The organism is Pedobacter albus (assembly GCF_036324255.1).
Taxonomy (GTDB): domain Bacteria; phylum Bacteroidota; class Bacteroidia; order Sphingobacteriales; family Sphingobacteriaceae; genus Pedobacter; species Pedobacter albus.
On the sequence record NZ_JAZDQT010000001.1, the window covers coordinates 2127729 to 2151925 of the forward strand.

Sequence of the window (24197 nt, forward strand, 5' to 3'; positions counted from 1 at the left end):
TTTAAATCAGGTACCGAAAACATGAAGAATCTATTTAAATTAATACTCTTGCTTTGCATTGCTATTAATGCTAAAGCCCAACAAATCGACTTTGTCAAAAACATGGACGAGGCCGTTAAAATAGCCACCAAAAAGAAGAAACCGCTTTTTATCCTTATTGAAACGCCAAGCGATGCCCATAACCAGATTGCTGGTTTGGCCGATCCGGAAGTTGTTGAACTTTTCAACAAGAATTTCGTTTCCATAAAACTTCCATTTGCTGATACGGAGGCACAAGCGTTGCGAAAAAAATATTCGACCATCAACAAGTTTCCGGCTTTTATATTCATGCATCCCGACCGGGAACTGTTCTTTACCGATTACGGGTCGGCCCCTGTCAAGTTCAAGTATGTGAACATGGTAAACAATGCGCTAAACGCCTCTACGCAAAAAACCCTTACCGTTTACGAGAAAGAATATTTAGCCAACAAAAAAGACATCAATGCTTTAAAAGCCTACATAGATGCCAGAAAGAAACAAGGCATGAACGACAATGCCGATTTGATTGAGGACTATGTAAACCTCTTAACGATTTCGGATTTCAACAATTACCAAACCGTTCTCTACATATTGGAAGCCGGCCCCTATTTAGACGGAAATGCCTACAAATTTAGCCGAACCAATTACAAAATCGTGGATAGCATTTATAAGCATGAGCCACTGGAGAAAAGACAGGCCATTAATGCCAACCTCAAGGCCAACACTTTAAATGTAGCCATTAAAACCAAAAACATACAAAAGGCACAAGTAGTTGCCAATTTTATGAGAAATACCTGGGGCAAAAACTATGTACAAGGCGCGCAGTCTTATGAATATGAAATCATGAACTTCTACAGGTCTATTAATGATACTGCGCAATACTTCAGAAATGCCAAAAACTATTATGACAGGTTTTATATGACTGTAAGTGCCGATTCGATCAAAAAAATTGAAGAAAGAAACAAAGAAGAAATGTTGGCGCGGGCAAAACGGACCACCCCAGATCCAAAGTATAAATTGACCAGGGAGCAGGTGGACAGCCTTATGAAGCTTCCAAATTCAAAAATCACGAAAAGAACAGAAACCTACGCAACGGTTACCGGTATGGGGTCAACTTATGCAAACCAGCTCAACAATGCGGCTTATAGTTTTTATGAGTTAGGCACCAAAGACCTCAACCACTTATCGAAGGCCCTAATTTGGAGCAAAAGATCAATTACTCTTAGTCCGCAGGCAAACTATTTCGATACCCTGGCACATATTTATTACGCCATGGGCATTTATAACGAAGCTACGGCAACCCAAAAACTGGCCATCACAAAAGCCAGTGAAGAAAACCAGGGCGACATGAAACAAAGATTTGAAAAGGAGTTGCAAAAGATGCTGAACAAAACACTATAAACAAAAAAGCCGATTTAACATCGGCTTTTTTGTTGGTGCTAGAAAAATCCCAGCTGACCTTTATCGTCAATTTTGATATCGTCGGGGTTGGTGATTTCCAGGTCTATCTTTTTGGCCGGTTTGGCTTCTTCTACTGGTTTTTCTTCGGCTGCTGGTGCTGGCTTGGCCTCTTCTTTTTGAACAGGCGCCTTTTCTACAACCGGTTTCTCTTTAGGTGGCTCAGCTTTAAACAGCGGCTTTTTCTTAGGTGTTACCGGCGTTGCTTCAGTGGCTTGAACTTCTTCGGTAGCAGGCGCTTCAACGGCTTCTTCTGCTTCTGGTGCCACTTTTTCAATAGTCGTTTCCGCTGCCGTATCTTCTGTAGCCGCTTCATTCGTTGCAACGTCTGCGTCTGTAGCTGTTTCAATTTCGGTTGTTTCCTGCTCTTCTGCCGGTGTATTTTCTATCAGTTCGGTACCGATTTCTGATTCTGCGTCAACCAGGTTAACGCTTTTCACTTCGTGTTGCGAGAGGCGATTGCCATTGGCTTTCATGCCTTTTACATCAATCAGTCCGGCCAAATCAACCACCAAGGTTTCAGGCGTTTTCGATTTGCCTTTCTCTACATCGATCTGCACCTGCGCATCGGGTTTGCCGGTAATGAAAATCATTTTTGAACCCGGCTCTTCGCTAATAATGGTGACTTCTTTGCCTGCAGGCTGCATTTCAAATACAAATCGCTTTACAAAATAGTTTTTGGCCTTGGTATCGTAATGTACCAAACCATATACCCTTTCTGGATCGTGTTTTTGCATGAGCACAATACCCGGATCGAAGTGATTACTCAAATCGAACGAGGTCAATTCGTACCAACCAGCCGCATTTACCTGAAGGATTTTATCATCGCCATCAAATTCACCCAAATACTTGCCTCGGCCATCAACATTTAGACGCTTCAACAAATCGTCGTACCAAATCTTAAGTCCCGATAAAGTAGAAACCCCTTTGCTTTTGAGCAATACTTTTTTAACTGGATATTTAGACACAATGTTACCCATCGATCCGCGACCTTTAATGGCCAGTTCGGCAAAATCGAGGTCAAATTGCAGTTTTTTGAGTTTAGAATGTGGCTTCAGCTGTACGGTAACAATTTCGGCCTCGCCATTCGGATTGGCTGTAAAATATAAAACCTTTGAGCCCTTGCCTCCTTTGGTCAGGTCGTATTCCTTATCGCGGGTAACGCCCAATACCGCAAAACGCTTCACGTAATTGGTGCCGCTTGCCCCATCTTTATAAATGAGATTGTACACGGTACGTTCGTCGTTCTTTTTGAAAACCTGGGCGTGAATAATGCCTTTGCCCACAAAGGTTTTATCGGCCACCTTGGTTACGGTAAACTTGCCGTCTTCCCTAAAAACGATGATTTCGTCGATATCGGAGCAATCGGCTACAAACTCATCCTTGCGCAAACCTGTTCCAATAAATCCGTCTTCACGGTTCATGTACAACTTGACGTTGGCCAAGGCTACCTTAGAAGCTTCTACCTTATCGAACAGGCGGATTTCGGTTTTACGTTCGCGGCCTTTGCTGTATTTGTCTTTCAGCTTTTGAAACCAGGCTATGGCATAATCGGTTAGGTGACGCAAATGTCCTTTTACCACCTTGATCTCATCTTCCAGCGCTTTCATCGCTTCATCGGCTTTTTTCACGTCGAAGCGGGTAATGCTGCTCATCGGCTTATCAATCAGCTTTTTGAAGTCCTCAGGCAAAATTTCGCGGTACAGCGAAGGCTTAAACGGATCGAACAAAAGGTTCAATACCGTAACTACGACTTCAAAATCGCTGGCATTTTCGTAGTCAGCATTTTTGTACATGCCTTCCTGGATGAAGATTTTGAGCAAGGAGCTGAAGAAAATCTTCTCTTGCAGTTCGTGCAAACGGATTTCGAGTTCGCGCTTTAACAAGGCCTTGGTGTGCATCGTGTTTTGCGCCAAAATATCGTTCACGCTCAAAAACTGAGGTTTCTCATCCTTAATGATACAGGTGTTTGGCGATATGGAAACTTCGCAGGCCGTAAAGGCATACAAGGCATCGATGGTTACATCGGGCGAAATGCCTGGCGCCAATTGCACTACGATTTCTACGTTTTGGGCAGTATTGTCTTCAATCTTTTTGATCTTGATCTTGCCTTTATCATTGGCTGCCAAGATGCTATCAATTACAGAACCTGTTGTGGTACTGTATGGAATTTCTGAAATAACGAGGGTTTTCTTGTCTTTTTCAGTGATTTTGGCGCGCACCCTGATCTTGCCACCGCGCATCCCTTCGTTGTAGTTGGAAAAATCGGCCATACCCCCGGTAAAGAAATCGGGCAGGATATTGGTTTTGTTGCCTTTAAGCACTTCGATAGAAGCATCCAATAGCTCCACAAAGTTGTGGGGCATTACCTTGGTAGCCAAACCTACGGCAATACCTTCGGCGCCTTGAGCCAATAGCAAGGGAAATTTAACCGGCAGGGTAATCGGCTCACTGTTACGGCCATCGTAACTCAGTTGCCAATCGGTGGTATCCGGATTAAAAACTACTTCGTTGGCAAATTTGGAAAGACGGGCTTCGATGTAACGTGGCGCGGCCGCGCTATCGCCGGTTACCGGATCGCCCCAGTTTCCCTGACAATCGATGAGCAAATCTTTTTGTCCGATCTGTACCATGGCATCGCCAATAGAGGCATCGCCATGCGGGTGGTACTTCATGGTATTCCCAATAACGTTGGCCGCTTTGTTGAAGCGTCCATCATCCATCTCCTTGAGCGAGTGCATGATACGGCGCTGCACAGGCTTGAGCCCGTCGTGTATATGCGGCACCGCCCTATCCAAAATTACATAAGAGGCATAGTCCAGGAACCAATTCTCGTAAAGCCCGTTAATAGGCGTTACGGTATGTTTGTTCTCGGTTTCTTCGGGCAGGTTAGCTTCGTTTAGGTTTTCTAATTCGTCACTCATTCGCTATAAAAGTATTTGGGATGCGTAAATATAAGGCTTGTGACGGGATTTTGAGCGATAAGTTTTAAACAAGTCTTGGTGGGAAGGCATGGGTGGTGGTCCATAGTTGATAGTCGATAGTCCATAGTCCATAGTCCATAGATTGGAATGGATTAGCGGCGGATGGTTGATTAAAGACTAAAGCAGAAAGACCAAAGACTAAAGTAGGTTGTGCGTTAGTCGACAATTTGGCAATTAAACAATTTTCAGTGGGCAGTTTTCGGTTGACAGTTTATTATTCAACAATAACAACAATTTAACAATACAAAGACTAAAGCCGAAAGACCAAAGACTAAAGCAGGTTGCGCGTTAATCAACAATTCAACCATTTAACAATGATAGCAATTCAACAATTAAACCAATCAGCCAATGACAAATGAACTAATGATACCAATGAACCAATCAATTACCCCGCCCCTAGCCTGTCTTCTACAAAACCGAAAGGCAACAAGCTTTTCACGCTTTTTACTTTGATGATTTGACCGCCGATGCAATAAAACAATACCTCGATCGGCGAATTTTGGCGTTTTTCGCATTCGGCCATCACTTGTAAACAAGAGCCACAGGAAGTAACGGGATTTTCGATCTTAAAATTATTGGTAAAGGCGGTAATCGCCATGGTTTTGATAACTGCATTGGGATTATTGGCGCCAATGGCAAAAAGGGCTACCCGTTCGGCACAAAGACCTGATGGATAAGCCACGTTTTCTTGGTTGCTGCCCAAAACAACCTGGCCGTCGGCCAATAAAATAGCCGTGCCCACTTTAAATTTAGAATATGGTGAATAGGAAGTAGACAAGGCTTCTTCCGATTTTTTGCATAAGGTTTGGTCGCTTGCATTAAGCTCGTCCAGGCTGTCGAAAGTCTGATAGCTAATGCTAAAACTAAGTGTGTTCATAAACTAAACATACAGATTATTTGCGAAAAACCTAAAATGCTTATATTTAAATAGCATTTTTTGACGCTTTTAGCGAACATTTTAAAAATTTGTTTGTTCTTTTGGGGAGACAGACGGCACGGTTTTGGCTAAGGGTTCGAGGTCGATCATCACAAATTACAGCGCTTGAAGAAGTATTTACGTAAAGGTTTAAAAATTATCCTATGGATTATCGTCAGCTTATTGGCGCTCATCATCCTATTGGCCATTTCGCTTAACATTCCGGCGGTACAGAATTTTGTAAAAGACCAGGCCATTACCTACCTCAAAAAGAAAACCAAAACCGAAGTCAGGCTCGAAAGCATTAAAATTTCCCTGCCCAAAGACGTGGTAATCAACAAATTCTACATCGAAGACCAAAAGAAAGATACGCTTTTATACGCCGAGAAACTCAGTGTTGACATCAGCCTGTTCAAGCTGCTCAAAAACACCATCGAAATCAACAACATCGAGCTCAAAAACATACGCGCCAATGTAAAGCGCATCAATCCCGATACCAGCTTCAACTTTTCTTTTTTGGTGGATGCCTTTATGTCGGAACAGCAAAAGCCGGAAGAGAAAGTAAATAAAGACACCACTTCTACGCTCAAGTTTTCGGTTGACAAGGTGCTGTTTCAAGACATCGGTATTACCTACCACGACGACGTAGCTGGCAACGATGTGAAGTTGCACCTGGGCGAATTCAAGACCAAAATCAAGGATTTCGACCTGAACAACCAACGCTACGTGATCAAGCAATTGAGCCTCAAAAACACCTCGCTCAATTATTTACAGCAAAAACCACTGACCCAACTGGTGCAACATATTGCCAAAAGCGTTGACAGCGCCGAAAAGGAACAAGGCAAACTGCCTTATATCGAGGTGCAGGATTTTACCTTCAGCAAGGTAAAGGTCAATTACGACGACCGGCTATCAACTATGAAAGCGGTGGCGGACATCAATAATTTGGGCCTTGTGAATTTAAAGGTAGACCTGACCAACAGCAAATACGAAATCGACGAAGCCAAGCTGAGCCAATCCAACATTTTGTTTGCCTTTAAGCCCGCTCCGGCCAGCACAGCCAAAACCGCAAAGGTAGATACGCCTACCCAACCATCGCCATTGGCATTGCTCATCAAAAAAATCGACCTGCAGCAAAACAGTTTCCAATTCGATAATTTAGGCGCCAAGCCCGCCGGCAAAGGCATCGATTTTAACCATTTGAACATTACCGGCCTCAATTTGGGCGCAAACAATGTGAGCTACAGCGCGGCAGGCATCAAGGCCAATGTGGTTAACGGCTCGCTGAAAGACAAGAGCGGCTTCATCTTGAACACCTTAAAAGGCGATGCCGTGTATAACGACAGGCAAATCAGGCTGAACAATTTTACCCTGGCTACGCCGAATACCCACATCGAAAACGTTACTTCGCTCGATTATACTTCCCTAGACGACCTGACCAAGCATCCCGAAAAGGTAAAACTGAGCCTATTGTTCAAAAACACGACCATCGGTTTAAAGGATGCGGGCTTTTTTAGCGATGCCATTCCGGCCAATTACCGCAACGAAAAAATAAAGGTAAATGCCAAAATCAATGGCTACCTGAACAACCTCAATATTCCGCAACTACAGGTGAGCGGCTTAAAAAATACGCAGATCGACATCAGTGGCAAGGCTAAGGGATTGCCCGACATTAATAAGACCTGGCTCGACCTGAACATCAAAAAACTGCACCTGACCAAAGCCGACGTGCTGGTGGCTGTGCCCAAAAACACCTTACCCAGCAATTTGGAACTGCCCAACGTAATTGATGCCAAAGGCAATTTTACCGGCTCGATGAGCGATTTCAACACCAAGCTCAACGTACAAACCGACATGGGATCGGCATTGTTAACGGCCAGCATGAAGGGACCAAAAGGCAAGGAAAGCTACAAAGCCGATGTAAGCCTGAACAACTTTAACGTAGGCCGCCTGTTGAAACAGGAACCGACCTTGGGGCGCATTACGGTTAAAGCCGATGTAAGCGGCACCGGATTGGACCCTAAGAAAATCAATGCCAAATTTAACGCCAAGGTACTGAGTGCCTACTACAACAAATACAATTACCGCGATTTGAACATTAGCGGCAATTATGCCAACCAGCACATTGCCATCAAAGGCAGCATGCCCGATAGCAATGCCAATTTTGACCTCGATGCGCAAGTTGATATGACCGGCAAATATCCTGCGGTAAAAACCAATTTGGACCTGAAGCAGCTCGACCTGCAAAAACTCAACTTTATGGGTTCAGAACTTAAATTGGCCGGCAATGTAAAAGCAAACGTAACTACGGCCGATGTAGATTACCTGAATGGCGATATTTTCGTTACCGGCCTGCAAATGGTTAAGGATGGCCAAAGGTTCAATGTAGATACCATCCAGCTCCATGCCGTTTCTACAGCCGATGCCAATAGGCTTACGCTGAAATCGGAATTGCTGAGCGCCAAGGTAGACGGCAAGTACCAGTTGAGCAAAGTGGGCAATGCCATCATCAACCAGGTTAACAAATATTACCAGTTTGGCCAGGTTACGCCAGTTCCCGACCAACGCATCAGGTTCGATGTGCATTTTTACAATCCTAAATTTCTACAGGATTTTGTGCCCGAACTCACCACTTTCGCTCCATCAACGCTTAACGGCTTAATCGATACGCAAAAAGACAGCTTGTTGCTCAACGCCTCTTTTCCACAGGTGGTTTATGGCGATTTCAGGGTAGACACCACACGTCTCACCGTAAGCAACAGCGGTCAGCAGCTCAACTACAAACTATTGATCAACAGCATACAAAGCTCGTCGATTGCCTTGTTCAACACCGAAATTTCTGGAACTGCGGCCAATAACCAGCTTGGCTTAAATGTTTTCCTGCGCGACAGGCAACGCAAAGACAAATATGTAATCGGTGGAATTTTCAGGTCGATGGACAAGGATTTCAGGTTCAACATCGATCCGGCCAAATTGATGCTCGATTATGAAAAATGGACCATTGCGCCAGAAAACTATATCCAGTTTGGCCAGTCGGGTATTTTGGCCAATCAGTTTAACATCAGCAAAAACGAACAGCTGCTGGGTATCAACAGCATCAGCCAAACGCCAAATTCGCCAATAAAGGTCGAGTTTAAGAATTTCCAGATAGAAACCCTCACCAAATTTGCCGAAACGGACACGACTTTGGTGGGCGGTATCATTAATGGCCAGGTAGACGTTAAAGACTTGGCCAACAACCCCAAATTCGAAGCCAACGTTAACATCAGCAAGCTGCGTTACCAAAAAGACCAATTGGGCGACCTGAGCGTTTTGGTAAACAACAATACCACCAATGCCTTCGAAGTTGACGTACGTTTAAAAGGTGTTCACGAATTGAGGGCAAGCGGTTTCTATTACACGGCACCAGAAAGTGCGCTCGACCTTACGCTCAACATTGACAAAATAGACCTCAAAGCCATCCAAAGCTTAAGCATGGGACAAATCAGGTATGGCAGAGGCACGGTAAGTGGCCAGCTTACGGCCAAAGGCACCTTAACCAGTCCGAAAATATTGGGCGCTTTGAAGTTCAACGATGCCGGATTTAACGTGGCTTATATCAATTCGTTTTTTACCATCCCTAACCAGGAGCTTACGTTTAACAACGATGGCATTAAATTCAACAACTTTACTTTGGTCGATTCGTTGGGCAAAAAAGCAACCGTAAACGGGATGATTTATACCACGAATCTGAGCAATGTGGGATTTGGCCTCGATATCAGAACCAACAATTTCAGGGCACTTAACTCTACAGTTGCCGATAACGACATGATTTATGGAACGGTATTCTTAACCAGCAACATCAAGCTGCGAGGAACGATGAGGCGCCCTGATGTGAACATGAACATCAATGTCGACAAAGGCACGCAGTTTTTCTATGCCTTGCCTCCAGATGATCCTTCGGTGATAGAACAGGAAGGAATTGTAGAATTTATAGATGCCGATGCCCCGCCGTTTAACGGAAAGAAAGCATTGACGGTTGATAGCGTAACCAAATCGGATATCCAGGGCATGAACCTCACGGCCAGGATAACTACCGATCCGGAAGCCGACCTTACCGTGGTGGTTGACCCCAGCAATGGCGATGCCTTGCGCGTAAAAGGCGACGCGAATCTGAACGTTACCATCGATCAAAGTGGCAAAATCAGCATGACGGGCAGGTACGAAGTGGTCGATGGCTCTTACAACCTATCGATTGGGCCATTGAGCAAAAAAGAATTTAAGCTGGTTAAAGGCAGCACCATGATCTGGACCGGCGAACCTACCGCTGCCAATGTAGACCTTACGGCGCTTTACGAAGTGAACGCTGCCCCTATTGACCTTTTAAATGGTTCGGAAAAGGCGGAAGCCAAAAACAAATTGCCTTTCCAGGTTTATTTGTACATGAAAAACGAATTGTTGAAACCATCGATTTCGTTCAAGATTGATTTGCCCGAAAACGAAAGGGGTGCTTTAGACGGCGATGTTTACACCAAGTTGCAAAATGTAAACCGCGACGAAAACGAGCTGAACAAACAGGTTTTTGCTTTGCTGGGCTTTGGCAGGTTCTTCGCCAACAATCCGTTCCAAAGCTTGGCCGGTGGCAGCAGCGCTTCATCAATTGCCCGCCAAAGCGTGAGCAAACTCTTAACCGAACAGCTGAACAACCTGGCATCAGACCTAATTAAAGGCGTTGACATTAACCTGGGTCTCAACTCTTCTGAAGACTACAGCAGCGGCGCCATGGAACAACGAACCGATTTGGAAGTGGGCCTTTCTAAAAAACTACTGAACGACAGGCTAACCGTAACCGTGGGTAGCTCTTTTGCCCTCGAAGGCGCCAAAACCCCAGGTCGCGATGCCAACAACATTGCAGGCAACGTTAATATTGAATATGCCCTATCGGCCGATGGCAGGTACCGCTTACGCGCCTACCGACGTAACCAAAACGATGTGATTGTACAAGGCCAGATCATCGAAACCGGCCTCGGCTTTACCTTGGTTATCGATTACAATAAGTTTAGGGAGATTTTCCAGAAACGAAACAAAAGAAACAGAACCAATGTTGAACAGAAACCGAAAAATGAAAAAGTTAATTAAATCCTTTGTTTTGATAGGACTTTGTTTTGTTTTAGGTAGCTGCAGCAACCTGAAATACCTCAAACCTGGAGAAAGCCTTTATGTAGGTGCCGAAGTTAACATCAAAACCGACAGTGCCAAACGCATAGACGACCAAAAAGCGGTAAAACAGAGTTTGGAAGACAAAACCCGGCCCAATCCCAACAAAACCTTTTTGGGGCTCAGGCCGAAGCTCTATATCTACAATTTAGCTGGCGAACCTACCAAGCCTAAAGGCATACGCCATTGGCTACGCACCAAAGTTGGCGAACCGCCCGTATTGCTCAGCCAGGTAAACCTCAAGTACAACAACAGCGTACTGAAAAGCTACCTGATTAGCCAGGGCTACCTACAGGCTGATGTAAGCGGCGAAACCGTGGTGAAAAACAAAAAAGGGAAAGCCATTTATACTGCTGTTCCGGGCAAACGCTATAAAATTAGCGAGGTTACCTTTCCACCCGATACAGGCGTATTGACCAAAATCATTAACCAATACAAAGGCAATACGCTCTTAAAAGTTGGCAATTTTTACGACCTCGACACCTACAAAAACGAACGCATCAGGATAGACAACGATTTAAAGGAAAACGGTTATTTCTATTTCAATCCCGATTACCTGATTATGCGGGTAGACAGCACCATTGGCAAGAATTTGGTAACCGTAAATGTCAGCGTCAAGAAATCGGCCCCCGATGCTGGGCTTAAACCTTATTCCATTAAAAACATCAACATTTACCCGAGCTACAGTCTAAGGCGCGATTCGGCATTGAGGCATTTAAAGCCTTTTGTTTATAAGGATTTTAACATTTACGACGACCGCAATACCTTTAAGCCGGGCGTGTTTGATCGCTTGGTGTTTTTTAAGAAAGACGAATACTATAACCGCAAAGACCATAACCAATCGCTAAACAGGATGGTCAATATTGGGTCTTTTCAGGATGTGAGGGCCGAGTTTTTGCCTGTAGACAGCTTTAAGAACAATCAGCTTGACCTGAATATCTACCTCACACCGTTAAAAAAGAACTCGCTCTCGTTTTCGGTAACCGGCACCAGCAAATCGAACAACTTTGTAGGCTCTGAAATTAAGCTCACCCAAACTACCCGTAATTTGTTTAGGGGTGCCGAGCAATTAGACATTAGCCTGAGCGGTGGCTTCGAAACACAGGTAAAAGGTACGGCGCAGGGCAAAAACTCCTATTCGTTTACTGCCGATGCCAAGCTGACCTGGCCGCGGTTCATCATTCCTTTCTTCAACTTTACCAGTACCACGGCTTTTATTCCCAAAACCATTGTTACCGGATCTTACCAATTGCTGAGCAGGGGCTCTTTGTATAGCCTGCATGCTTTCAAGGGCGAGTTTGGCTATAATTTTAAGGAAAACCTTTACAAAGAACATACTTTCAATCCTATTTCGGTCAGCTACATCAGGCCGGGCTTTCCTTCAACCCGGGTAAAAGACAGTTTATTTAATGCCAATCCGCTTTTGCGTACCTCGCTCGACAGGCAATTTATCATTGGCAGCAACTACAACTTCAGCTACACCAATCAAATGGAAAGCCAAAGGCGCAACAACACGTACTTTAACGGCAGTATTGAAACTGGCGGCAACGTTTGGGGCCTGTTTGTACAAAAGAATACGGCAGGCGAGCGGGCGCTTTTCAATGTACCTATTTCGCAGTTTGTACGTCTGGAGGCCGATTTGAGGGATTATTATAAAGTAACCCGTAACATGACCTGGGCCAACAGGCTAAACGTAGGCTACGGTTATGCTTATGGCAACAGCACTTCGCTTCCTTTTATCCGCCAGTTTTTTGCCGGAGGCAGCAACGACATCAGGGCCTTTCCGGCTCGTACATTGGGTCCGGGCACTTTCAAAGTGCCTGATACGGTTGGCTTTGCCGATCAGGGTGGCGATATCAAGATCATGTTCAATACCGAATTACGGTTTAAACTGATTAGCGTGCTTTACGGCGCCGCTTTTATCGATGCCGGAAACATCTGGCTGAGAAAAGAAGATCCAAACAGGCCTGGTTCTGCCTTTAAGGCTAAAAACATTTTGAGCGAAATGGCCGTAGGTACCGGATTGGGCCTCAGGGTTGACGCTTCTATTTTTGTGATCAGGCTCGATGGCGCCTTCCCGATCCGAAAACCTTACCTGCCAAGCGGACAGCGCTGGGTGCTGAATCAGGTAGATTTTGGCAGCAAGACCTGGAGAAAACAAAATCTAATTTTAAACATCGGCATCGGATATCCGTTTTAATAGCATGACGAAATTAGCAAGCAAGATCAAGAACTTTTTTGTAGATGCCGGTCACCTGTTTATTGCAGCCGGAAAAGGCTTTGTAGAGGATCGGGTAACCAAATTGAGCGCCGCACTGGCTTATTATACCATATTTTCCCTTTCGCCCCTCATCATTATCATTATTTCTTCTGCGAGCTTGATTTATAGTCAGGATGCCATTGAAAACCGGCTTTTTTCGCAGATCAACAAACTGGTAGGCCACGATGCCGCCGTACAGATACAGGGTTTTGTAGCCAATGCGAGCTTATCGGGCAAGAGTTCTTTTGCCCTCGTCATCGGTATTGTGGTGCTGGTGATAGGTGCCACTGCCGTATTTACCGAGATCCAAGACAGCATTAACCTCATCTGGAAGGTAAAGGCCGTACCTAAAAAAGGCTGGAAAAAATTGGTGACCAACCGCCTGCTCTCTTTTTCACTGATTGTATCGTTGGGCTTTTTGCTCTTGGTATCACTCGTGGTAAATAGTTTGGTATTGAGCCTAGGCAACAAGCTTTCGCAGTTTATCCCCGAAATTACAAGCACAACGGCCGTGATTATCCTGGTGCTGAACAACGTACTTACCTTTGCAGTAGTAACGGGCGTATTTGCCGTGATATTCAAAGTACTGCCCGATGTGATTCTGCGTTGGAAATCGGCCTTGGTGGGCGCTGCCTTTACGGCATTGCTTTTCGGCTTGGGCAAATACATGATTGGGCTTTACCTTCAAAAATCCAATCCTGGACTGGTATTTGGTTCGGCAGGCTCCATCATCATTATCTTGCTGTGGATTTACTATACTTCTATTATCCTGTACTTTGGCGCCGAATTTACGCAGGTTTACGCCGAGAAATACGACCTTGGCATTGCTCCTACTAAATATGCAGTGCACCTTAAAACCGTAGTAGTAGAGAAAAAGGTTGATGTATTGCCTCCGCAACATCCGGAAGATACAGTGAATACGCCTTAGTTTTAGGTTGGCAGTTTTCAGTTAACGGTTGATTATCCAATCAATAGCAATTCCCCTCCCATGGAGGGGTGCCCAAAGGGCGGGGTGGTCAGCAATTCAGCAATTGAACAATCCTTATAAAGACTAAAGCGGAAAGACTAAAGACTAAAGCTGGTTGTGCATTATAGTCAACAATTTGGCAATTAAACAATTTTCAGTTGACGATTTTCAGTTGGCAACTGATTATTCTACACCAATTCGGCCATTTCACAATTCTCAGTTAGCAGTGATACTCAACAATAGCAACAATTTAACAATGGTAACAATTTAACAATTCTCAGTACCCCTTTTAAAAATAAGAAGCTATCTTATCGATAAGCTCTTTTTCCGAAAATGGCTTGAGCACCAAATCGTTGATACCCGATTCGATATATTTTTGGCGATCTTCCTGCAATACGTTGGCTGTAACGCCCAAAATAATGATGTTGCGTTTCGCGGAATTCGCGTAGGTCCTGATCCGGCGCGTTAGCTCTACCCCACCCATTTCTGGCATCTGGATATCTGTTAAAATCAGGTCGTACGGGTTTTTCTCGAACAGTTCGTAGGCTTCCTTGCCATCGTAGGCTACATCGGTATGCAGCTTGTATTTTTTGAGCACGGTTTGCGCCAGCAAAATATTCATTTTATTATCATCGGCCAGCAAAATACGTTTGCCTTCCAAATGGCCCACGCCTTGGCCAACCACAAAGCTTTTCACTTCTTCGCTGTTTTCCTTGCATATTTCGTACGGAATTTCAAAACTAAAAGTAGAGCCTTTGCCTACCTCGCTTTTTACGCCTATTCGTCCGCCTTGGAATTCTACTATCTTTTTGCAGATGGCCAAACCTAAACCGGTACCTTTTTGTTTGAGCTTGCTCGACGAGTAATAAACCTGTGCAAACTCATCAAATATCATATCCAGATCCTGAGGCGCAATGCCAATTCCGGTATCGATCACCTGAACCTGCAATACAGCCTGTTTTTTGGTATTGGTAATAATTTCGGCCTTGATGGTTACAGCGCCCTGATCGGTAAACTTGATGGCATTGCTCAACAAATTCATAATCACCTGTTTCAGGCGAAGCGAATCGCCCATAAAGCAGACATTCTTCTTAAACGACAGTTCTTTATTCAGCTTTAGGTTCTTGTTGGTGGCCTGAATGCTGATGCTGTTTACCACTTCGTTAATGGCATCGAGCGGCACAAAGGCAATCTTGTCGAAATTTACCTTTCCAGTTTCGTACTTAGAAAAATCGAGGATATCATTTACCACGTCTAACAGCATAACCGACGAACTTCTGATGGCGCTTACCTGTTCGCTCTGTTGCGGATCGAGCTGACCCTGGCTCAACTGCTCCGAAAACCCGATAACCGAATTGAGCGGCGTTCTGATCTCGTGGCTCATGTTGGCCAAAAACCGGCTTTTAGAAATGGCATATTGAGAAGCCTTTTGGCTGTAGTTGATCAGCTCGCTCTCGTTTTTATAGATTTTCCAAAGGTTATACAAAATGGCCAACACCAATACCAATAGCAATACAATGCTGAGTACAAACATTTTGTCGATACTTTTCACTGTGGTTTCGATATTGCCTTTGATTTCTGTGCGGTTCATCGCTACGAATTTTCGCTCGTAGCTTTTGTAGTCGCGCAACAACGTAACCAGTTCGGTTATGATTTGGTTATTGAGTTCGAGTATTTCGGCTTCATGCTTGTTGAGCGTACGATTGGTGGCATAAAGGTTACGAAAATAATCGTTCATCTTTTGCCATTGTAGCTTGTTAAAATCCTTGCTCTTTGACGAAGTATCGAGCTTTATTTCGGTACGCACCAGTTTTTTGCTGGTATCGGCGGCTTTGTCTTTGTCTTTTTTCCTCGAAAAGGCATCGGCTAAACGGCCAAAAAGATTTTTCTCCGGACCTTTTTGCTGTGCCGTGTGGATGGTATCAACAGAAACCATGGTTTTCAGCTTGCCGTACGTCATCTGCTTGCCAGTGGCAGGCTGAAATTGGTTGCGGGTCGAATCTATGCCCAACGAAACCTTGATCAGGCTATCGGCCAGTACCCTTAACCTTAAATAGAGATCGGTTCTTGCCTTTTTCTGCTCAACCAATCCCTTGAGGCTTTTTGGAGCGGTTCTTTCCTTCTCCTCATCAATATTGCGGATGTTTTCTAAAGTAGTCGAAACAAAATTGATGGATTCCCAATAAGCTTTGATGTATTTTTTTTCGCCGGTTGCGGTATAGAGCCTGCAGTTGTTATCGGCCTTGTACAGCATTACAATGGCAGAATCGATTTGCGTATAATCCTCGTTTAAGGCCGTAAGCTGATTGGTATAATACCTCAAATCGTCGGTCTTACTGTTTCGGATATAGAAAAATATGGCGCACAAGAACAGCGTCAATATGAGAAATACAACAAGGCTATAGCGTGTTGAACGGTTTTTAGCGGATGTAAGAGACATAGGAGCTCGTTATTATAATCTTAAACCCAATGCAGGGATTTTTCAATAACAAATAGGGACATACAAGTATACGCTAAAAAAGCGTTGCCCAATAGTTAAAATTTAAAAAATTTAGAATCTTTCTAAACTCGGCTCCCTAACCAACTAAGCCACTTCCAAATCTTCGGGTGCCGTTTCTTTATTTTCCGCTTCCTTAATTTCGTCTTTTTCTATCCTTAGGTTTTTGATGATATGTTGCTGCCTTTCTGGCGTATTTTTGCCCATGTAATATTCCAGCAAGCTTTTAATGGTCTGCTCTTTTAGGATTACAGGGTCCAGCCTGATGTCTTTGCCGATAAAGAGGCCGAACTCGTCGGGAGAAATCTCGCCCAAACCTTTAAATCGGGTAATTTCTGGTCTGGCGCCCAATTTGGCAATGGCGTCTTTGCGTTCTTCGTCGCTGTAGCAATAAATGGTTTCCTTTTTGTTGCGCACCCTGAACAGCGGCGTTTGCAAAATGTAAACATGTCCAGCTTTGACCAAATCGGGAAAAAACTGCAGAAAGAAAGTCATCATCAGCAAACGGATGTGCATGCCATCCACATCAGCATCGGTAGCAATAACGATATTGTTGTAGTGCAGGCCTTCCAAACCATCTTCAATATTCAGCGCATGCTGCAACAGGTTAAATTCCTCATTCTCGTACACTACTTTTTTGGTGAGCTCGTAACAGTTCAATGGCTTGCCTTTTAAGCTGAATACGGCCTGGCATTCTACATCTCTCGATTTGGTAATCGAACCCGAAGCCGAATCGCCCTCGGTAATGAAAAGCGTGGTTTCGTATCGCCTGTCGTGCGTGCTGTTGAAATGGATTTTGCAATCCCTCAGTTTTTTATTGTGCAAAGAAGCTTTCTTGGCGCGGTCGTTGGCCAGTTTTTTAATGCCGGCAATATCCTTACGCTCGCGCTCCGATTGCAAAATCCTTTTTTGCAGGGCATCGGCTACATCGGCGTGTTTGTGCAGGTAATCATCAAGCTCCTTCTTCACGAAATCGTTGATGAAAGTACGTACCGACGGACCGTCAGGCCCAATATTTTGCGAACCCAATTTGGTTTTGGTCTGCGATTCGAAAACCGGCTCCTGTACCCTGATGGCAATGGCAGCGATAATAGAGGCCCTCACATCGGAAGCATCAAACTCTTTTTTGTAAAACTCGCGGATGGTTTTAACCACAGCTTCCCTAAAAGCGGCCTGGTGCGTACCACCCTGGGTAGTATGTTGCCCATTTACAAACGAGTGGTAATCTTCGCCGTACTGCTGACCGTGGGTCATGGCAATTTCGATATCGTGGCCTTTGAGGTGGATAATCGGATAGCGGATTTCTTCGGGCTTGTTTTCTTTCGAGAGCAGGTCGTAAAGTCCGCGCTCCGAAAAATATTTTTGGTTGTTGAAGTTAATGGTCAGTCCTGTATTCAGAAAAACATAATTCCAGATCATGCTTTCTACAAAATCGGGAATATAGTGGTAGTTCCTGAAAATGGTTTCGTCGGGGTAAAAGGTAATCGCCGTACCGTTGCGTTGCGTGGTTTCGATGATAGGGTTATCGATAACGATTTCTCCTTTAGAAAACTCTACCTTTTTGGTTTTGCCATCGCGGTACGACTGCACGGTAAAGGCGGTCGACAAGGCATTTACCGCCTTGGTACCCACCCCGTTCAAACCTACCGATTTTTGGAAGGCATTGCTGTCATACTTGCCACCAGTGTTGATTTTTGATACACAGTCGATTACTTTGCCCAACGGAATACCCCGGCCATAATCGCGCACGTTTACCTTGTGGTCTGACAGCGTAATTTCGATGGTTTTGCCAGAACCCATTACAAACTCGTCGATAGAGTTGTCTACAATTTCTTTGAGCAATACGTAAATCCCGTCGTCTTGTGCCGAACCGTCGCCCAGCTTGCCAATGTACATGCCTGGGCGCAAGCGGATGTGCTCTTTCCAGTCGAGTGAACGTATACTATCGTCGTTATAGATTGGTTCTGCCATAATTTTTATCAGTTTTGTGCGTCTTTGCAGTCGTGCGAAATGGAGATATGCCGTAATGGAATACCTGATAGGCATCCTAGATTCTCCATTCCTACAAATTTAATCAAATCTGATGGGCTTTTAATCATTAGATTTCAACAATTGCACATTGTGGAAGTTCATTGGTTCACTAGTTCATTGGCTCATTAGTTCATTAGCTGATTGGTTTATTGTTAAATTATTGGCTTGCTATACGGCCAAATTGTTGCATAACTTGTAATTGGCTTTAAGCTTTGGTCTCTCTGCTTTAGTCTTTGTATTGTTAAATTGCTGTTATTGTTGGATAGTCAACTGTCAACTGAAAACCGCCAACTGAAAATTGCTGACTAACGCGCAATCACCTTTAAGCTTTCACACCCAAGAAACCATTCGGCTTTGTACTCCACGTTAAAATCCCTATCTTCCAAACATCAAACCTTAATGCATGCAACCTAAAAAGCAGCTGTCTCTCTTTGACCTTTCGATGATCGTGGTAAGCCTCGTTATCGGGATGGGTATTTTTCGTACCCCTGTAAACGTGGCCAACAAGGCGCAAATTCCGGAACTGTTCTTTGGGGCCTGGGCCGTAGGTGGTTTTGTGGCACTTTGCGGGGCACTGACCTATGCCGAAATCGGTTCGCGTTATCCGGTTACGGGTGGCTATTACAAGATTTTTTCGGTGTGCTACCATCCTTCCATTGCCTTTGCCATCAACTGCATCATCGTGGTTTCTAATGCGGCTTCGGTAGCGGGCGTTTCGCTCATTGGTGCCGAATACATCAGCAAGGTAATCCTCAGTACCGAAATGCAAACCCAAGAGTACCGCATCCTCATTGCCGCCATCAGCATCATTATTTTTTACGCCATTAATCTTTTGGGGCTCAAAACCAGTTCTAAAACGCAGAACATATTGACCATGATTAAAATCGTGATGGTTTTGACTTTAATTGCGGCTGTATTTTTTGGCAACCATGGTGCAAGTGTGCCATCGGTGTTTAAAACCGCCACAGGCGCCACTGCCGGTTGGGCCGATTATGGTAAGGCCTTAGGGCTTTGCCTAATTGCCGTATCGTTCAGCTTTGGAGGCTATCAGCAAACCATCAATTTTGGGGGCGAAGCCAAAGAGGCCAAAACGGTTATTCCGCGTTCCATCATCGTGGGTTTGGGCATCATCATTACGCTTTACCTGGCCATTAACTACGCTTATGTAAAAGTAATCGGCTTTGAGCAGCTGAAAAGTGCCGAGAGCATTGCCGCCATATTGGCCGGTCAGATTTTTGGTCCCGCGGGCTTTGTGCTGCTCTCGGTACTGATTTATTTTTCGGTGCTGGGCTATGTTAACGTAAACCTGCTGAGCAACCCCAGGGCCATGTATGCCATGGGCGAAGAGCGGGCATTGCCAAGTATGTTTGCCAAAAAAACCAAGAAACACGATGTGATGATTGTGAGCCTGACGGTTTTTACCATCATCTCGATCTTTACCATTTTCTACGCCAAAACTTTTGATAAAATACTCAACTATACCATCTTTTTAGACAGCATTGGCATGGCGTTTTCGGCCGCCACCATTTTCTACCTGCGCAAAACCACGGCACATCTCGACAAAAGCACCATCTATACCATGAAGCTTTACCCTGTTTTGCCCATCATCTTTATCGCGGCCTATTTGTTTGTGGCCGTTAGCATTTACAGCGACGATCCGAATGCGGCCCTGAATGGGCTTTACATTTTCAGTGGCTTTGTGCTCATTTATTTTATCAACCGATACCTAAACCGTAAAAAAACAATAGCCTAACCTATGGACCTATCCTATATTTTAAATGAGTTGGGAGAAGAAAGGGCCAATTATTTCAATGCCGTAGCCCCTCCTATTGTACAAACCAGCAATTTTTGCTTCAACACCGTAGCCGATTTCAGAAATGCCTTGGCCAACGAATACCAGGGCAACCTGTACTCGCGTGGCCTTAACCCCACCATTGATATTTTAAGGAAAAAACTGGCTGCTTTAGATGGTGCCGAAGATGCCTTGGTTTTTGCCAGTGGCATAGCCGCGGTCAGCATTCCGGTAATGGCTTTGCTGCAACATGGCGATGAGGTGATTTGCGTAGAAAATCCATACAGCTGGACCATTAAGCTTTTTAAGGATTTGCTGCCTAAATTTGGCATTAGTTGCACTTTTGTTGACGGAACAGACATAAACCAATTCAAGGATGCAATCACGACCAGAACCAGGCTCATTTATCTCGAATCGCCCAACACCTTTAGTTTTGACGTACAAGACTTAACGGCGATTGCCCAACTGGCCAAGGCGCATGGCATTTTAACGATGATAGACAACAGCTACTGTTCGCCAATTTACCAGCAACCCATTGCCCACGGCATCGATTTGGTTGCACAGTCGGCCACCAAATACCTAGGCGGACACAGCGATGTGGTAGCGGGCGTACTTACAGGAAGTAAAGCTTTACTCGAACAGATTTTCAACAACGAATACATGAATATCGGGGCATGCCTGGCTCCACAAAACGCCTGGCTTTTGCTGCGTGGTTTGCGCACCTTGCCCATTAGGCTCGAGAAAACCAGCGCCACAGCCGAACAGGTAATCTACTATTTGGAACAGCACCCCAAAGTGGCCCAAGTGCTTTATCCTTTTAGCAAGGCCAACAAAGACCTGGCCCTCGCCAAAAAACAAATGAAGAAATGTGGCGGTTTATTTAGCATCGTACTCAAAGAGGCTTCGCTAGAAAGCATAGAAAAGTTTTGCAACAGCCTGCAGCATTTTTTAATGGCCGTATCATGGGGCGGTTACGAAAGCCTGGTTTTTCCGGCCTGTGCGGGCATCAACAAAAACGATTTCGACCAAAACAACAAACGCCACATCCTCATCAGGCTGTATATCGGATTAGAGGATGCCAGTTATTTGATCAAAGATTTAGAACAAGCATTAGCCCTCCTGTAAATGCCTTTAAAACAACTGTCTTTTAAAAAGCAACTGGCTTATGCCGCCGGGATGATGGGCTGGAGCATCATGACCAACCTCATTATCGTGATGATGCTGTACTTTTACCTGCCCCCTAACCATTCGGGGCTGGTGCCTTTGGTACCGCAGCTGCTGGTTTTTGGGGCATTCAATATTCTTTCGCTCATTACCGCCTCCGGACGTTTGTTGGATGCCGCTTACGATCCTTTTATTGCTTCGGTAAGCGATGCGAGCAAAAACCCCAAAGGCAGGCGCTTTCCAGTTATGAAATGGGCTATTTTGCCGGCCATTATATTTTGCGGACTGGTTTTTCACCCCTTGGTAAAAGGCGAAAGCCTGACCAATGTCTGGTGGCTGGTTTTTGTGTTGGCCGGTTTCTTTGTTTCGGTTACTACTTATATTATTCCGTATAATGCCTTGCTGGCCGAATTGACGCATACGCCTGAAGAAAAAGTAAAACTTTCTTCCCTTCAGCAGGTGGGTTTTGTGCTGGGCATGATCATTGGCGCGCTATGTAATAATTTCGCCGACCTCATCCAAACCGTTTTTCATGTAACCGAACGTTTTGAGGCCTTGCAATATACAATTTGGGGACTGAGCGCCTTTTCTGGTTTGGTGATGGTATTGCCCATCCTCTTGATCAAAGAAAGGGAATATGTGGCCAGCAAACCTACGCACACGCCCCTGTGGCCAGCCCTTAAAAACACCTTCAGGAATTCGAATTTCAAATATTACCTCATTTCCGATTTTGTGTATTACACAGCTTTGAGCCTCATGTCGAGCGGACTGCTGTATTTTGTAACCGTGCTGTTGGGTCTTCCCGATTCTGACGGAGGCATGTTTATGGGCCTTATGGTAGTGCTTTCGCTGATTTTTTACCCATTCATCAATTACGGCTCGAAAAGGTTTGGCAAAAAGGCACTGGTATTGATTGCCTTTGGCATTTTAAGTCTCATTTTCGTGACTATTTTCTTTTTGGGAAAACTGCCTTTCCAGCCAGCCAACCAGATGTACATCTTAGTTGTTTTCGCTTCTTTCCCTTTAGCGGCACTAGGTATTTTGCCCAACGCCATATTGGCCGATATTGCCCAAAAAGAAGCCCAAGAAACTGGCGAGAACCACGAAGGCATGTATTTTGCCATTAAATACCTGTTTGTAAAACTGGGACAGACCCTGGGCATTACCATTTTTGCCATGCTCACCATTTACGGCAAAGACCCCGGACATGATTATGGTTTGCGCCTGAGTGGCGTGGTGGGTTTTGCACTCTGCGTATTGGCCCTGCTGTTCTTTACCCGTTTTAAAGAGAAAGCCTGAGGCAGTTGGCATTGGCAGTTTGCAGTTGATCCATATTAAAATGTGCTAATTTTGCGTTTATTTTGCAAAAAACACTTGCGAAGTTTAAAAAAAACACTTGCGAAGTTTTTAAAACTTCGCAAGTGTAATCAACAAACAAACCATGAACATACAATTTAAAGCCGCTACTACTACTCAACATTTTGAAGGCATATTGGCATTGCAGCAAAAAAACATTTATACTTCGCTTAGCATGGCCGAACAACAGCAACAAGGCTTTGTATTTGCCGAACACAACCTAGAACTACTCAAAACCTTGGCGGCCGAACTGCCTCAGGTGGTTGCCTTGGCCAACGACCAAGTGGTGGGCTATAATTTAGCCATGACGGCCAGCATGAAATCGATTATACCTAGCATCATCCCGATGTTTGATGCCTTTGAGCGCTGTACTTACAAAGACAAGGCATTAACCAGCTACCCCTACATTGTAGGCGGACAGGTTTGTGTAGACCAGAATTTCAGAGGCAATGGCTTATTGAGCAAACTATACCATGCCACGAAAGATTTGGTGGGCAAAGATTACCAATTGTGCGTAACCGAAATCTCGACACGGAACCTTTTATCGCTAAAAATACACCAACGAATGGGCTTTGAGGTAATCAGCACCTACCAAGACGACAAAGAGCTTTGGAACATTGTGCTTTGGGATTTCAGTAAGTAGTTTTCAGTTCACAGTATTCGGTTCCCAGTTTACAGCTATAGCCTCACCCTCAGGTTAATTTCAAAATCGCCATTGGTGTAATTAGACAGAGATGTGGTTTGCAAGGTATGCGAAAAGCCAATGAGGTACTTTTTCTGGTAATCCATGGCCAGGCCAAAACTTGTACTGCCGCTGCTGTGGTAAATGCCATTCAACATGAGCTGTTTTTTGGCAAAACTCAATTGAGCTCCGGCATCCCAAATGTTATCGAAGCCTTTAATACCCCTAAAAGCTACTTTGGGCTCGAGTTCGGCATCCTGGATAGGTATTTTATAGCTCAAGGTCGAATAAAAGGTAGGCAAATCGGCCACATTGCCGTTATCGTTCCACAGCAGGTTCCGCAAGTTGGGCAAAGCGGCTTCGATGCTGATGCGCTCGGTAGTTAAGGCCACACCAAAATCGCCATCAAAGTGGGTTTGGCGCTGGTTGTAAAGACCGATCAGGTTGTCGTTTGGATTCCCATTGATATCATCGGTTGATAAACGCTGGTTCATCACACCTGCCGAAAGTCCAAAATGCAAGGTCGAATTTTCGTTTAAAGGCAAGTGGTAAGCATAACTGGCCAAGGCACGCACAAAACGCTGCAAGCCTGCCTTATCTAAGGTTACGTTTAAGCCGAGTCCTACCCTATTGTGGCCATAGGCTGCCGTCAGGTTTTGCGATACCGGTGCTCCGGGAATGTCGCTAAACTGAGAGCGATGGTTGAGGCTGAGAGCCAAGCCGCTTTCGGCACCCGCCATGGCAGGATTGCCCAAATACCGATTGGCAAAATACTGGGCTTGAAAAGGATTTAATTGAGCTTTTAGGGTAGTTGAAACGCCTACTAAAACCATAAGCCCAAATAAAATCGAAAGTTTCTTTTTCATATCATGAACA

Annotated in this window: 13 protein-coding genes; 8 read left to right on the forward strand and 5 right to left on the reverse strand. The window is 44.7% G+C overall.

The genetic code is table 11. From position 1 onward, the window contains the following. The first annotated feature begins 21 nt into the window (after positions 1-21). Positions 22-1419 (forward strand): hypothetical protein, encoded by a 1398-nt coding sequence (locus VRU48_RS08875; protein ID WP_330107566.1) that lies wholly within the window; start codon positions 22-24, stop codon positions 1417-1419. Between the two features lie 38 nt (positions 1420-1457). Here VRU48_RS08875 and VRU48_RS08880 read toward each other — a convergent pair whose 3' ends face one another. After that, a complete protein-coding gene (locus VRU48_RS08880) occupies positions 1458-4400 on the reverse strand; it encodes a DNA gyrase/topoisomerase IV subunit A (RefSeq protein ID WP_330107567.1) in 2943 nt (980 codons plus the stop codon). Positions 4401-4845: 445 nt separating this feature from the next. Beyond that, entirely contained in the window at positions 4846-5337 is a 492-nt protein-coding gene (locus VRU48_RS08885; RefSeq protein WP_330107568.1) for a cytidine deaminase, read from the reverse strand. Between the two features lie 165 nt (positions 5338-5502). Between VRU48_RS08885 and VRU48_RS08890 the strand changes: the two genes are divergently transcribed. Genes VRU48_RS08890 through VRU48_RS08900 form a run of 3 tightly spaced genes read left to right on the forward strand, consistent with a single transcriptional unit; the run spans position 5503 to position 13760 of the window. Further along, positions 5503-10494, forward strand: a complete 4992-nt coding sequence (locus VRU48_RS08890) for a translocation/assembly module TamB domain-containing protein (RefSeq protein ID WP_330107569.1) — start codon at positions 5503-5505, stop codon at positions 10492-10494. Beyond that, a complete protein-coding gene (gene tamL / locus VRU48_RS08895) occupies positions 10478-12772 on the forward strand; it encodes a translocation and assembly module lipoprotein TamL (RefSeq protein WP_330107570.1) in 2295 nt (764 codons plus the stop codon). Before VRU48_RS08890 ends, tamL begins: the two co-directional genes overlap by 17 nt. Positions 12773-12776: 4 nt before the next feature. Beyond that, positions 12777-13760, forward strand: coding sequence for a YihY/virulence factor BrkB family protein (locus VRU48_RS08900; protein WP_330107571.1), 984 nt, complete (start codon positions 12777-12779; stop codon positions 13758-13760). 328 nt (positions 13761-14088) lie between these two features. On the opposite strand, the gene VRU48_RS08905 is transcribed toward VRU48_RS08900, so the two are convergent. Continuing rightward, entirely contained in the window at positions 14089-16239 is a 2151-nt protein-coding gene (locus tag VRU48_RS08905) for an ATP-binding protein (RefSeq protein ID WP_330107572.1), read from the reverse strand. 144 nt (positions 16240-16383) lie between these two features. Continuing rightward, positions 16384-18267, reverse strand: a complete 1884-nt coding sequence (locus VRU48_RS08910) for a DNA topoisomerase IV subunit B (protein ID WP_330107573.1) — start codon at positions 18265-18267, stop codon at positions 16384-16386. Between the two features lie 463 nt (positions 18268-18730). Between VRU48_RS08910 and VRU48_RS08915 the strand changes: the two genes are divergently transcribed. From VRU48_RS08915 to VRU48_RS08930, 4 genes are all read left to right on the forward strand, one after another. Next, on the forward strand, positions 18731-20080 hold the full coding sequence (locus VRU48_RS08915) for an APC family permease (protein ID WP_330107574.1): 1350 nt from the start codon (positions 18731-18733) through the stop codon (positions 20078-20080). A 3-nt stretch (positions 20081-20083) separates the two neighbouring features. Beyond that, complete coding sequence (locus VRU48_RS08920; protein WP_330107575.1) at positions 20084-21244, forward strand: trans-sulfuration enzyme family protein; 1161 nt, start codon at positions 20084-20086, stop codon at positions 21242-21244. Beyond that, a complete protein-coding gene (locus VRU48_RS08925) occupies positions 21245-22582 on the forward strand; it encodes an MFS transporter (protein WP_330107576.1) in 1338 nt (445 codons plus the stop codon). It begins immediately after the preceding gene. Between the two features lie 142 nt (positions 22583-22724). After that, a complete protein-coding gene (locus VRU48_RS08930) occupies positions 22725-23282 on the forward strand; it encodes a GNAT family N-acetyltransferase (protein WP_330107577.1) in 558 nt (185 codons plus the stop codon). A gap of 35 nt (positions 23283-23317) precedes the next feature. Here the strand turns inward: VRU48_RS08930 and VRU48_RS08935 are convergent, their stop codons facing one another. Then, positions 23318-24187 (reverse strand): PorP/SprF family type IX secretion system membrane protein, encoded by an 870-nt coding sequence (locus tag VRU48_RS08935; protein WP_330107578.1) that lies wholly within the window; start codon positions 24185-24187, stop codon positions 23318-23320. Between the last annotated feature and the right edge of the window lie 10 nt (positions 24188-24197).